Here is a 12,649-nt window from a genome sequence, read left to right on the forward strand (position 1 = left end):
AAAAAATGGAGACTCCCGATAAACCGATCACCGTCATGCTGGTGGACGACCACGCGCTGTTCCGCAGCGGCATACGCTCGCTGCTGCAGCGGCATACGGATTTTTCCGTCGTGGGCGAGGCGGCCGATGGCGTGGAAGGCATCAAGCGCGCCATCCAGCTGCAGCCCGACGTGGTGCTGCTGGACCTGAACATGGCCGGCATGTCCGGCGTCGAAGCGCTGCAACTGATGCAGCACGACTGCCCCGACACGGCCATCGTCATGCTGACCGTGTCGGAAGACGCGGAAGACCTGGCGACGGCCCTGCGCGCGGGCGCCTGCGGTTACCTGATCAAGAATATCGATGCCGACTACCTGGTGCGCGCCATCCGCCGCGCGGCCGCCGGCGAAGTCGTCATCGCCGAAGCCATGACGGGCAAGCTGGTGGCGCAGCTGCAGGCGGGCACGCGGCGCGAGGAACCCGTGTCGGAACTCGACAAGCTCACGCCGCGCGAAAAGGAAATCATCGACTGCCTGTCGCGCGGCGAGAGCAACAAGGGCATCGCCCGCACCCTCGACCTGGCCGAAAGCACGGTCAAGATCCACGTGCAGAATGTGCTGAAAAAACTCAACCTCACCAGCCGCGTGCAGGCTGCCGTGTATGCGGTCGAGCACCGCCAGGGCAAGTAGCCCGGTAGAAGGGTCTGGCCCGCCGGGTCGGACCCAAGCCCACCACTGCCATCTATTTCGCTAGTTCTTTTTGCCGATAGCCGTCCTTGTGCTTTTAAAGTAGTATATTGAATATATCTTTAAAAGCGAGCCCATCATGGCCATCACCCCGATCAGCGAACCATCTCCTTCTGCCGCCGCCCCTGGCGCGGCGCCCTGGCATGCCGGCCACGCCGTCTGGCAACTGGGTTTCCGCCCGTTCTACCTGCTGGCGGCCGTGTTTGCGGCCATCAGCATTCCCCTGTGGCTAGCCAGCTATTTCGGCGTGCTTGCGGGCGGCCTGCACGTGGGGCTGGGCTGGCATATGCATGAAATGGTGTTCGGCTTCGCGCTGGCCGTCGTTGTTGGTTTCCTCTACACGGCAGGGCGCAACTGGACGGGCTTGCCCACGCCGCACGGCGCCCAGCTGATGGCGCTGGCAGCGTTGTGGCTGGCGGGGCGCGTGGCCATGCTGTGCGGCGCCGGCCTGCTGCCAGCGCTGGTCGACTGGCTGTTCCTGCCGCTGGCCGCCTGGCCCCTGTACCTAGTGCTGCGCCGCTCGGGCAATACGCGCAACCTGTTCCTCGTCGGTCTGCTGGCCTTGCTGGCGCTGGCCAATGGCCTGTTCCACGCGTCCGTGCTGGGCTGGCTGCCGCTGTCGCTGTTTGTGCCCGTGCAGGCGGCCATCTTCATCATCGTGCTGATCGAATCGGTGATCGGCGCGCGCGTGATTCCCATGTTCACCCGCAATGGCGCGCCAGGCAGTACGCCCGTGGCCAGTCCGCAGCGGGCCTTGATCGCCGTGGCCTGCATGGCGGCGGCTGCGATCGCGTGGCTGGCTGGTGCGCCGGCCTGGCTGACGGCGCCGTTGGCCTTCTGTGCTGCCGGCGTGTCGCTGGCCAACTTGCTGGCATGGCAGCCACAGCGCACCTTGCGCGTGCCGCTGCTGTGGATACTGCACCTGTCGTATGCGTGGATCGGCATCGGCTTCGCGCTGCTGGCGCTGGCCAGCCTGCACCTGCTGCCGGCCAGCGCCGCGTTTCACGCGCTGACGGTGGGGTCGATGGCGGGCCTGATCATCGGCATGATGACGCGCACCACCCTGGGCCACACGGGCCGCCCGTTGAAAGGCGGCAGGGCGGAAGCGGCGATGTACTGGCTGATCCAGCTGGGCGCGCTGGCGCGCCTGCTGGCCGCCGTCGGTCCCGTTTCGCTCTCCATGCCGCTGCTGCTGGCGGCCGGGGCGTGCTGGTCGCTGGCCTTTGGCCTGTATGCGTGCGTGTATGCGCCGTACCTGTGGCGCGCCAGGGTGGATGGCCGCGAAGGCTAGGCTGGTATCAGGAAGGGCGCCAGGCCAGCAGTTTCCTGATTTCCGGCGTCCAGTAGGACAGCGATTCGCCCACCACGAATAGCAGCAGGCCCAGCATCAAGGCTTTCAGCAGTAAATCCCTGCACCAGATCATGGCGTCTCCCAAATTTTCATATTGGCAAGTTTATCATTGGCATGCCCGGCCATGTTGCGTTTCTGGTATGGCCATCTGCTCGGGCGGCGGCGTCTGTGCTGTAAAGGCGGCGACGGCCTCGATGGCCTGCGCCAGCGCCTGTTCCAGTGCATCGAGGGCGGCGGCCGCATCGTCGCCGGCGTGCAGCAGCTGTTCCGCATGCCGGGCCGCATGCAGGGTGGCAGGCAGGGCGAGGCTGCCGGCCTCGCCGGCCAGCTTGTGCGCCAGCGCGGCGGCGTCGCTGCGGGCATTGGCCGCCAGCAGGGCGCGCATGGCGTCCACCGTGTTGCGATAAGTGCTGCCAAAGTGCGACAGATGCTGGCGGTAGGGCGCTGCATCGAGCCACTGCGCCATCCCCTGCGCCAGGTCGATCGCGGGCGCCGCGCCGTTTGGCGGCACGGGCATCGCCATTTCGGCCATGGACGGCGGCAGGGACGGCAGCCCTTGCGCATGGCGCCGGTGCGCGCGCGCGATCAGGGCTATGGTCTGCGGCACGTCGAACGGTTTGCTGATGAAATGGTTCACGCCCGCTTCCAGCGCCGCCGCGCGCTGTGTCTGGAACGCCCCAGCCGTCAGTGCCACTACGGGCAGGTCCTGGAATTGCGGCAGCTGGCGCAGCGCGCGCGTCGCCTGCAAGCCATCCATGACGGGCATCTGCACATCCATCAGCACGATGTCGACGTCGGCGGGGTGCGCCAGCAGCCAGTCCAGCGCCTGCCGGCCATCGCAGGCGAATGAGGGCACGGCCCCCTGGTCGCACAGGATATGCTTGACCACGTCGCGGTTGATCTCGCTGTCGTCGACCACCAGCACACGCACGCCGGCCAGCTGGCGCTCTTCCAGCGGAACGAGACTGGCGTCCAGGCCGGCGGCCCTGGCGCGCTGCTGGCGCGCCTCCATCGTCGCGTTGTACAGGCTGGAAGCGGTCACCGGTTCGTTGAGGATGGCATCGGCGGCATTGGCCGGGTCGGTGCACCGTCGCGCGGGTGCTGTCGCCGGCGCGCCGCTGGCTGCCAGGATGACGACGGGACAGTCCTGCGGCGGCAAGTATTCGCGCAGCGCGCGCGCCGTGGCTTCGCCATCGAGCCCCTGCATGCGCGCGGCCAGCAGCACTACGCCGGGCCGCGCATCCCCGGCGCAGGCCAGCGCATAATCGAGTGCCGCCTGGCCGCCGGACACGGCATGCACGTGCCAGCCCAGGCCGCGCGCCACGGCGCCCACCGCTTCGCGCGTGCCGGCGTTGCCATCGGCCAGCAAGACGCGCAGGTCCTGCATGCCCTGCATGTCGGGCGCTGACAGGGCGCCGGCGGGCAGCAGTTGCAGCGGCACCGTGAAACTGAATGCGCTGCCCTGGCCCAATGCGCTTTTCAGGTGCAGGGCGCCGCCCATCAGGCGCACCAGCTGGCGGCAGATGGTCAGGCCCAGGCCCGTGCCGCCGAAGCGGCGCGTGGTGGAAGTGTCGGCCTGGGCGAAGGCGGAAAAGATCGCTTCCTGCACTTCGGGGGCGATGCCGATGCCCGTGTCGCGCACGCAAAAGCGCAGCACGGCGGCGTCGCCGTCCCGGCTCTCCAGCGTGCTCGTCAGCTCGACCGTGCCTTGCGCGGTGAACTTGATGGCATTGCTGGTCAGGTTGACCAGCACCTGTTCCAGCCGCAGCGCGTCGCCCAGCACGTGGTCGATGCCATCGGGCAGCGGCCCGATCCGCACCTCAACCGGCTTGTCATGCGCGGCCACGCCCATGCTGGCGGCAATCTTTTCGATCACTTCGGCCAGGCGGAACGGCGCCTGCTCGATGGTCATGTGGCCCGCCTCGATTTTCGAGACGTCCAGCACGTCGTTGATGATGCCCAGCAGCGACTGGCCGGCGGCGCGGATCTTGCGCGTCATCAGCAGTCCTTCTTCATCCTGGCTGCCCCTTTCCAGCAGCCATGCCATGCCGAGGATGGCGTTGAGCGGCGAGCGGATTTCATGGCTCATGTTGGCGAGGAATTCCGCCTTGCTACGGTTGGCCGCCTCGGCGCCATCGCGCGCCAGCAGCATGGCCGCCTCGGCCTGCTTTTGCGCGGAAATATCCTGGGCAAAGATCAGCGTGGCCGGCCCATCCTTGAGCATCACGCGCGTGCTGGTCTTGAGGATGGGCACGGGCCGGCCCTGCTTGTCCACGCCGACGGCTTCAAACATCTGTTCGCTGGCCGAATCGGCCTCGATCAGCGCCTCGTTGCTTGCCAGCGCCACTTGCGAGGCGGGCGTGAGCATGGTGCGCCAGGGCAGGCCGCTCAGGTCATCCTCGAGCGCGTAGCCGTGCAGGTGGCGGTAGCGGGGATTGGAATACACGAAGTGCCCGTGGCGCAGGATGGCGATCGCCACGGGCGCATCTTCGATCAAGGTGCGAAAGCGCGTTTCGCTATCGGACACGGCTTGCATGGCCTGGCGTTCCCTTTCCTGCTCCACCTGCCAGGCGGCTTGCTGCCGCCGCCGCCGCTGGCTCCAGAACAGCAGGCTGGCCGCGGCCAGGGCCAGCATGGCAAAGCAGAGGGTGTAACCCAGCGCCTGCTGCCGCAGCGGGGCGGCGATGGCCGCTTCTTCGCGGCTCAGGCCGATGATCAGGGCGCGGTCCATGTGCAGCTCAGGCGGGGCGATGGTCGCCATGGCCATGACGCGGGGGGCGGCGGAGGCACCGGCCCCGGCAATCTCGACGCCGCTCAGCACGCCCGCCTGGTAGCCGCTGTCGCGGAAGCGCCGCAGGAAGCTGCCGGGCAGGTCCACATTGCCGCCATTGGCGCTTTTGGCCGGATAGTTCAGGAATTGCCGGCCGTCGCCATGCACCACCACGGCCCAGACATCGGCCGCATACATGGCGGTGCGGAACTTGGCCGTGAAGTATTCGCGGTCGAAGGTGGCCACCACGACGCCGGCAAAGCGGCCTTGCCGGTCCTGCACCATGCGCGACGCCGTGATGACCAGGTCCCGCCTGAAGGACAGGAAAGGGGCCGAGATATACAGCATGCGCGCATCGGGCGCGTCGCGCGCCGTCTGGAAGTAGCCGCGGCGCGAAAAATCCTGGCCGGCCAGCTCCGGGATGTTGGTGGCGACCGGCTTGCCGCTGGCATCGATGACCAGCATGGTGCGCACGCCCGGCATGGCGTCGACCAGCGCGGCCAGGCGCCGTGGCAGGGCTTGCCCGGCGTCGGGTGCGGCGCCGGCGGCAAGATAATCACGGATCACGCCGTCGAGTACCTGATTCGTCGCCGCCAGGTCGACTTCGATATTTTTTGCCAGCAGCGCTGTCAGCACGCTCAGCCGTTCACGCTCGGCCGCATCGTGCCGCGTCGCCTCGGCCAGGTGCGCGTAGGCGAGGGCGGCAGCGACGATCAGCAGCCCGAGGAGCAAGAACAGCCATTCGATCAGTCGCCTGCGCAACGCCGCCGCATCTGTGTGATAGCTCATGTGGCGATGCTATACCTGATATGCACGGAGAACAACTTTTACGCATGACTACGCAGGTGATAGTGTGGCCAATTTGCCGCCAGGCGGCAGCCGCCGGCTAGCGCACCAGCCAGCGCTCGACCATTGCGCGCAGCTGGGCGGCCGTGAAGGGCTTGGCCAGATAATCGTCCATGCCGGCCGCCACGCAGCGCTGCCGGTCGTCTGCGGTGACGCCGGCCGTGAGGGCGATGACGGGCAGGCGTGGCGCGCCGCTGGCCGCTTCGCGGGCGCGCAGGGCCTGGCACGCCTGGTAGCCGTCCATGACGGGCATCATGCCATCCATCAGGACCAGGTCGTACTGCTGTTCGGCCAGCGCCTGCAGGCCCAGCGCGCCGTTCTCCGCCGTGTCGATGCTGTAGCCGCAGGTGCCCAGCTGCAGGCATACCAGCTGGCGGTTCAGCGCCGTATCCTCGACCAGCAGGATGCGCGCGCCCGGCGCCGGCGCCGGTGCAGATTCGGATGCGGATGGCGGCGCTGTCTCGGGCGCCGGCGGCTTGGCGGCATTCGCCGCCTCCGCGCCCGTCTGCGACGCCATGGCCGCGTCGCGCTCCTGGCGTCGCAGCAGGGACATGATCAGGGCGATGGCCGCGGCCAGCACGAGCAGGCTGACCACGGCCGCGCCGCCCATGGTGCGCAGCATGCGCCGCCAGCCCGCCAGGTAGACCTCGTCCGTCACCGTCACGTTGATGGCCAGCGGATAGTCGCGTACCAGCCGTATGCCGGCCAGGCGGTTGACCGCGCGTCCCTGGTCGGCCGCGCGCGGCGAGTCCACTTGCAGCACGCCATCGGTCTTGCCCTGTTCCAGCAGGCGGTAGGTGCTGCCCGTCAGGTTGCGCTTGCCCATCATGGCGGGCACGGCCGGCCAGCGGGCCAGCAGCGTGTAGTCGCTGCGGTACAGGGAAAAGGCCGTGTGTTCGCCGATGCTGGTGCTGTGGAAGAATTTGCTGAAGAAGTCGCACGACAGGCCGACCAGCACCACGCCCAGGAAGCGGCCGTCCGGCCCGCTGATGCGCCGGCTGATATAGAAGGTCCATGCGCCATTGCCCTTGTTTTGCACGGGCGCGCTGACATGCATGCCGCCGTCCGCATGGCGCCGGTGATACTCGAAGTAGTCGCGCTCGTCGAGGCGGATGGGGGGCGCGGGAAAGGCGCGGCTGAAGGCCAGCACGCTGGCATCGCTGCCGACGATGGACACCACATCCACTTGCGGCACGCCGCCGATCTTGTGCAACAGCATCTGGTGCATGGCCGGCGTGCCGGCGGTTGCTGCCAGCGCTTGCGCGTCCACGGGGGCGGCGGCTTCGATTTCGTTGCTGACGCTGTCGAGCACCAGGCTGGCCGCCGTCATGCTCTGCGCCGTGTTTTCCGCCAGCAGCAGCGACAGCTTGGACAGGTCCTGTTTCCAGTCATCGACGGCTTCGTGGTGCAGCAGCACGCCGGAGACGACGATGCCCAGCGCCAGCAGGCCCACCAGCACCAGGCCCGCGACGGCCGCCGTGGTGCGTGGCCGGTAGCGGTGCGCCAGACGCAGAAGGGCCTGGCGCGCGTTCATGCCTGCGCGCCCGTGTATTCAAGCATGCTGCGGCGTACCTCCTGCTCCACTGCGCCGACCAGCGCTGCCGTTTCAGCGAGCCAGCCCGGCGCCGCCACGCCCCGGTGGCGCACCAGGTGCTCCAGTTCCGCCAGCCGCGCCACCAGGGTACTGGCGCCCAGCAGGACCACGGTGCCGCGCAAGGTATGGCAGCTATGCACGATGGCTTGCGCCGCGCCGCCGCGCACGGCCTGCTCCACGCGCGCAAACATGGCTGGCGACGTATCGAGGTAGGTCTGCGACAGGGCGCGGAACATCTCCAGGTCGCGGCCGGTGGCCTGGAACAGCACGGCAGGATCGATGTGGCGATAGGCTGGCATGGCGGCTCCGGGACGAGAGGGGAAGCGGTGGCGGGCTAGGCGGCCAGGCTGTTGCGCCGCGCATGGCCGGCGCAGCAGGCGCGCAGATAGCCGCGCAGTTCGTCGTAATTGACGGGCTTGGCAAAGAACACCACGCCGGGCGGTACGCCGCCCCGTTCTTCCAGTTCCTCCGGCGTCAGGCTCGACAGCATGGCGATGTGCATGTCCGCCAGCAGCGGGTCGGCCAGGATGGTGCGGATCACCTCGTAGCCGTCGATGCCTTCCATGATGATGTCGGCCAGCAGGATATCGGGCTGGTCGCGGGCAATTTCCATCAGCGCCTGGTAGCCGTTCTCGCAAAAGCGCAAGCTTGCCTGCAAGCCCCATGCGCCGATCTGCTTTTCATACAGCGCGCGTTCGATGGGATTGTCTTCGATCACCAAAATCGAGGGCGGGCGGCCCGATGGGGCGGGGCGGCTGGTCCGCGCCGCGCGCTGGTCCTGGCCCGGCTGGCCGGGATTGCCCTTGTAAGCCTCGACAGCCGCGAGGGGAATGCGCCGGTGGCCACCCTTGGTCTTCCAGGCTTCGATAACGCCGGCCTCGACCAGTTGCTGCACCGATGTGACCGAGATGCCGAGGATTTCGGCGGCCTTTTGGGTAGTGCAAACGTCTGCAGTGTGCATGATGGGTTCTATGGTCGCGGATGAAGTTAAAGGGAATGATACGCAATCGCGCTGAAGAAATCAATTTTAACGAATTAGATGAATTCACTAAAAACCTTGCATGTCGCGCACCGGGTCCTGATGCACGCTCATGGCTGGCTTGCTACGCCGCTGCAGTCATCGGCCCGCGCCACGTCCGCCGTTTGCAGGGCCGTGACGGCTTGCGACAGCGCATCGAGCGCCACCAGCAGTTCCGCGTGCAGGCGGCGCAGCGCGCCGATATCGTTGGAAAAGCCCGCATGCACGGCCTGGCGCGCCAGCGCCTGCAAGGGGAGCAAGCCCATGGCGTGGCTGCCGTCGAGAATTTCCTGCGCCAGCACTCTTGCCGGGGCCGTCCGCTCGCAGCGCAGTGCATGGGCGATGCCGGCCAGGCGGTCGCGCGACTCGGCCACGAACAGTGCCAGAATCTCGCCCTGCAGGCGCCGGTCGTGGCCGAACATGGCGTCCAGGCGGGCTGCCTCGAATGGCGGCGTATCCGGCGCCTTGGGCGCTTGCGGCGGCGGTGCGCTGTCAGCCGCTTTGGCCGGCGCCGCCGCCTTGCGCGTTTGCAGCAGCGCATGCAGATCGGCCGGCGTGCCGCCAGCGCCCGGCGCGCGGCCAGCCTGGTGCCAGCGGGTGCGGCGCCAGAGCAGGGCGGCCAGCAGCAACAGCAGGCCTGCCAGCGCCAGCGCCGGACGCATCAGCGACAGGTCTTCGCAGCGAAGGAAAGGGTGAATGGCAAGGAATGCGTTCATGGCAGTGCTCCAGTGCGGTCTATGCAAGTGATCCTGCGTGATGACTGACCTGAAATGCTTGGCTTGGATGTTTTCATTTTACGATAAAAAATCGTTTTATTCGAGAAATTTGTTGTTTATTTAGTTTATTTATTTTTTTCATCAAAAATCATATGGTTGTGGCGGGCTGTACGCTCAGCTCGTGTATAAAAAGCCACACGGCATGCATCGGACGCTGTGGCGTGTGGCACGCTTTGCCAATTAGTGAAAAAATGCAATTTCCTTGATCGCCATCAAATACGGTGCGCAGGCGCGTGCCGCCGACTGACTCTTGTAAAGGAGCATCATGACTGCCTCTGCCCGGCCTGGACCCTTGCTTATCATCACCGCAGTCATCTTCATCGTGCTGGGCCTGGCGCTTGCCGGCGGAGGCGCCTGGCTCGTCAGCCTCGGTGGTTCCTGGTATTACGTCGTGGCCGGTATTGGCATGCTTATCGCGGGTGCGCTCGTGTGGAAGGGACGGCGCAGCGCCCAGCTGTTTCTCGCGCTGCTGCTGTTCGCCACCCTGATCTGGTCCGTGATCGAAGTGAAATTCGATTGGTGGCAATTGCTGCCGCGCCTCGATATCTGGTTTGCCGCCGCCGTCTGGCTGCTGCTGCCGTTCATCGACCGCCGCCTCGATCCGCCGTTGACGGCCGGGGCGAAACCGCGCGACGCGGGCAAGAGCGCGCTGGCCGCCGCCGTGGTGCTGACGGCCGCCATAGGCGTGTTCTCGCTGTTCCAGGATTACTACACCTTGCACGGCGAAGTGCCGGCCGAGAACATGGCCGCCACGCCGCAAGGCGATTTCGCGCCCGGCGTGGCGCCCAACGACTGGGCCGCGTATGGCCGCTCCGGCTATGGCGACCGCTATGCGCCGGCCGCGCAGATCACGCCGGCGAATATTTCCGGCTTGAAAGAGGCCTGGACCTACCACACGGGCGACTTCAAGGGACCGAACGACCCGGGCGAGATCGCCAACGAAGTCACGCCCCTGAAAGTGAACGGCATGCTGTACCTGTGCACGCCGCATAACATCGTCATCGCGCTGGACCCGGACACGGGCAAGGAGATCTGGCGCCACGATCCGAAGATCAACCGCGACGCATCCAGCTACCAGCACATGATCTGCCGCGGCGTGGCGTACTGGGACGTCAACGCGGGCCGCGCCAAGGGCGACCCGGCCCCCGAAGCTGCCACCATGGAATGTCCGCGCCGCATCCTGGCGCCCACCATGGATGCGACCCTGATCGCCGTGAATGCCGATACGGGCGAAGCGTGCAAAAGCTTTGGCGAAAACGGCGTGATCGGCCTGTACCACGGCATGGGCATGAAGAAACGGGGCTTTTTGATGCCCACGTCACCGCCGGCCGTGGCGCAAAACGTGGTGGTGATGGCCGCCAGCGTCACCGACAACTTTTCCACGGAAGAGCCGTCGGGCGTGATCCGTGGCTACGATCCCGTCACCGGCAAGCTGATGTGGAACTGGGATGCCTCGAACCCGGACGACACGGCGCCGATTGCCGATGGCAAGACCTACACGAACAACTCGCCCAATTCCTGGGGCGTGTCCAGCGTCGATGAAAAGCTGGGCATGGTCTATATTCCGATGGGCAATGAAACGCCCGATACATGGGGCGGCAACCGCAATCCCCATGGCGAGAAATACAATAGCGCCATCGTCGCGCTGGACCTGGCGACGGGCAAGGTACGCTGGGTCTACCAGACCGTGCACCACGATATCTGGGACATGGACATCGGCGGCCAGCCCACCCTGGTCGATATCGACACGCCGAAAGGGAAAGTACCGTCCGTGGTGGCCACAACCAAGCGGGGCGATATCTATGTGATCGACCGGCGCGATGGCAGCCTGGTGGTGCCGGCGCCGGAAAAACCCGTGCCGACGAATAACCCGGCTCCCGGCGACCGCTTGTCGCCCACGCAGCCATTCTCGGCCCTCACTTTCTTGCCCGAGAAAAACATCAGCGAAACGGATATGTGGGGCACGACGCCGTTCGACCAGCTGGCTTGCCGCATCATCTTCCGCCAGCACCGCTACGAAGGCCCGTTCACGCCGCAGACGGTGGCCGAAGGCAAGATCAAGGGCGCCATTATCTCGCCGGGCCCGCTCGGCATCTTCGAGTGGGGCGGGGCGGCCGTCGATCCGGTGCGTCAATTGCTGCTGGTCAACCCCGACTACATGGGCTTCCTGGAACGCCTGGTGCCGCGCGCGCAAGCCAATGCGAAGGGCGGCACTGGTTCGGAAATGGGCTTGCAGCCGCAGACGGGCGTGCCATTCGCCGTGGAAATCAAGCCCTTTTTGTCGCCGTTGGGCTTCCCGTGCCAGGCACCGCCGTGGGGCTATATCGCCGCCGTTGACTTGCGCACCATGAAAAAAGTGTGGATGCACAAGAACGGCACCACGCGCGACAGCGCCCCAGTCCCCATCGCCTTGCCGCTGGGCGTGCCCAGCCTGGGCGGCATCAGCACCACGGGCGGCGGCGTGGCTTTCCTCAGCAGCACGCTCGACTACTACATCCGCGGCTACGACGTGCGCAACGGCAAGACCGTGTGGAAAGCCCGCCTGCCGGCCGGCGGCCAGGCGACACCGATGAGCTATGTCTCCGACAAGACGGGCAAGCAATATGTCGTGGTGATGGCCGGCGGCCACGGTTCGCTCGGCACGAAGATGGGCGATAGCCTGGTGGCGTTTGCCTTGCCGGACGAGGCGGTGAAGGAGGCGGGGAAAACGAAATAATTACGCTCGCTGCGGCGCCGCCACTGCTGGCGGCGCCGCAGCGTCATTCATTGTCGGGCTGGCGAGTTTTCAAATTTGCATGTTGCTTGTGGGAATGCCGTTTGTTAGACTCAGAAGCGGACCATATCGCATATCTGTGACTGACTTAATGAAAACGACGACCCTCTCAGTAATAACTGCCGCATTACTTTCCCTTGGTGCTTGTTCTCCTAAAACACCCAATGCCGAACTGGATGCGGCGAATAAAAAGATCGCCGCGCTGGAAGCCGAGCTGGCGCTTGAAAAGGCGAAAAACGCTCCAGTTCCCGTAGCCGGTGCCGCAGCCTCTGCGCCAGTGGCAAGCGCCGCTGCCGTGGCCGAAACAGTTGTGACGGGAAAACAGTGGAATTATGATGTGAGTGAAGACAAGATGGATGGCGGCACGACCTATTTCGCTAACGTGTATAGCACCAATAGCGTTAATTTTGACTTCCCCTACAGCGGATTACAAAACGCCAAATTGACTTTGCGGGCAGGATACCGTCAAGGTAAAGATGTGATTTTTTCCATTAGAAAGGGGCAGATATTGTGCCCCTCCTATCAAGATTGCACGGTGCTGGTGAGATTTGATGACGAAAAGCCCGTGAATTATTCCGCAGTGGCTCCTGCGGACAATAGTTCAGATACGATTTTCTTGCGCAATTATGAGAAATTCCTGGGAAAACTGCAAAAAGCGAAAAGAGTGCGGATTGCCGTGGATATTTTTCAGGAAGGCGCACCCGTATTTGAATTTGATGTCAGCGGATTTGACCGCCAACAATATCAGCCCAAGAAATAAATTCACTTCCTGATAAAAGGGCGTTGTCCGCAAGCT

The 12,649-nt window shown here is 65.4% G+C and carries 10 protein-coding genes; 4 read left to right on the plus strand and 6 right to left on the minus strand.

The genetic code is table 11. The annotated features are described in order from the left end of the window. The first annotated feature begins 5 nt into the window (after positions 1–5). Positions 6–668 carry a response regulator gene (locus tag CSQ92_RS05655; protein ID WP_034781594.1) on the plus strand — a complete coding sequence of 221 codons (663 nt, stop codon included), beginning with the start codon at positions 6–8 and terminating at the stop codon, positions 666–668. Between the two features lie 136 nt (positions 669–804). Next, complete coding sequence (locus CSQ92_RS05660) at positions 805–2,016, plus strand: NnrS family protein (RefSeq protein ID WP_099393485.1); 1,212 nt, start codon at positions 805–807, stop codon at positions 2,014–2,016. Between the two features lie 7 nt (positions 2,017–2,023). On the opposite strand, the gene CSQ92_RS29300 is transcribed toward CSQ92_RS05660, so the two are convergent. From CSQ92_RS29300 to CSQ92_RS05685, 6 genes are all read right to left on the minus strand, one after another. Next, the gene (locus CSQ92_RS29300; RefSeq protein WP_257219132.1) at positions 2,024–2,149 is read right to left on the minus strand and encodes a hypothetical protein; all 126 of its coding nucleotides are present in this window, start codon (positions 2,147–2,149) and stop codon (positions 2,024–2,026) included. Positions 2,150–2,182: 33 nt separating this feature from the next. After that, positions 2,183–5,635, minus strand: coding sequence for a response regulator (locus tag CSQ92_RS05665; protein ID WP_099393486.1), 3,453 nt, complete (start codon positions 5,633–5,635; stop codon positions 2,183–2,185). A 97-nt stretch (positions 5,636–5,732) separates the two neighbouring features. Then, on the minus strand, positions 5,733–7,226 hold the full coding sequence (locus tag CSQ92_RS05670; protein WP_099393487.1) for a response regulator: 1,494 nt from the start codon (positions 7,224–7,226) through the stop codon (positions 5,733–5,735). Continuing rightward, positions 7,223–7,585: an Hpt domain-containing protein gene (locus CSQ92_RS05675; RefSeq protein ID WP_052140072.1), complete on the minus strand. Its 363-nt coding sequence runs from the start codon at positions 7,583–7,585 to the stop codon at positions 7,223–7,225. The genes CSQ92_RS05670 and CSQ92_RS05675 overlap by 4 nt, the downstream gene beginning before the upstream one ends. A 35-nt stretch (positions 7,586–7,620) precedes the next feature. Continuing rightward, positions 7,621–8,247: a response regulator gene (locus CSQ92_RS05680; protein ID WP_099393488.1), complete on the minus strand. Its 627-nt coding sequence runs from the start codon at positions 8,245–8,247 to the stop codon at positions 7,621–7,623. 128 nt (positions 8,248–8,375) lie between these two features. Next, a complete protein-coding gene (locus CSQ92_RS05685; protein WP_099393489.1) occupies positions 8,376–9,020 on the minus strand; it encodes a hypothetical protein in 645 nt (214 codons plus the stop codon). A 325-nt stretch (positions 9,021–9,345) separates the two neighbouring features. Between CSQ92_RS05685 and CSQ92_RS05690 the strand changes: the two genes are divergently transcribed. Together CSQ92_RS05690 and CSQ92_RS28590 are read left to right on the plus strand one after the other, a co-directional pair. Beyond that, positions 9,346–11,796 (plus strand): membrane-bound PQQ-dependent dehydrogenase, glucose/quinate/shikimate family, encoded by a 2,451-nt coding sequence (locus CSQ92_RS05690; protein ID WP_099393490.1) that lies wholly within the window; start codon positions 9,346–9,348, stop codon positions 11,794–11,796. A gap of 148 nt (positions 11,797–11,944) precedes the next feature. Next, the gene (locus CSQ92_RS28590; RefSeq protein ID WP_070256319.1) at positions 11,945–12,613 is read left to right on the plus strand and encodes a hypothetical protein; all 669 of its coding nucleotides are present in this window, start codon (positions 11,945–11,947) and stop codon (positions 12,611–12,613) included. Positions 12,614–12,649: the final 36 nt, after the last annotated feature.

Origin of the sequence: Janthinobacterium sp. BJB446, assembly GCF_002735655.1 — a bacterium.
GTDB classification, from domain to species: domain Bacteria; phylum Pseudomonadota; class Gammaproteobacteria; order Burkholderiales; family Burkholderiaceae_D; genus Janthinobacterium; species Janthinobacterium lividum.

Bases quoted from the DNA above. Each gene is read 5' to 3' on its own strand.
- CSQ92_RS05655 (WP_034781594.1), top strand. From the start codon at position 6: ATGGAGACTCCCGATAAACCGATCACCGTCATGCTGGTGGACGACCAC.
- CSQ92_RS05660 (WP_099393485.1), top strand. From the start codon at position 805: ATGGCCATCACCCCGATCAGCGAACCATCTCCTTCTGCCGCCGCCCCT.
- CSQ92_RS29300 (WP_257219132.1), bottom strand. From the start codon at position 2,149: ATGATCTGGTGCAGGGATTTACTGCTGAAAGCCTTGATGCTGGGCCTG.
- CSQ92_RS05665 (WP_099393486.1), bottom strand. From the start codon at position 5,635: ATGAGCTATCACACAGATGCGGCGGCGTTGCGCAGGCGACTGATCGAA.
- CSQ92_RS05670 (WP_099393487.1), bottom strand. From the start codon at position 7,226: ATGAACGCGCGCCAGGCCCTTCTGCGTCTGGCGCACCGCTACCGGCCA.
- CSQ92_RS05675 (WP_052140072.1), bottom strand. From the start codon at position 7,585: ATGCCAGCCTATCGCCACATCGATCCTGCCGTGCTGTTCCAGGCCACC.
- CSQ92_RS05680 (WP_099393488.1), bottom strand. From the start codon at position 8,247: ATGCACACTGCAGACGTTTGCACTACCCAAAAGGCCGCCGAAATCCTC.
- CSQ92_RS05685 (WP_099393489.1), bottom strand. From the start codon at position 9,020: ATGAACGCATTCCTTGCCATTCACCCTTTCCTTCGCTGCGAAGACCTG.
- CSQ92_RS05690 (WP_099393490.1), top strand. From the start codon at position 9,346: ATGACTGCCTCTGCCCGGCCTGGACCCTTGCTTATCATCACCGCAGTC.
- CSQ92_RS28590 (WP_070256319.1), top strand. From the start codon at position 11,945: ATGAAAACGACGACCCTCTCAGTAATAACTGCCGCATTACTTTCCCTT.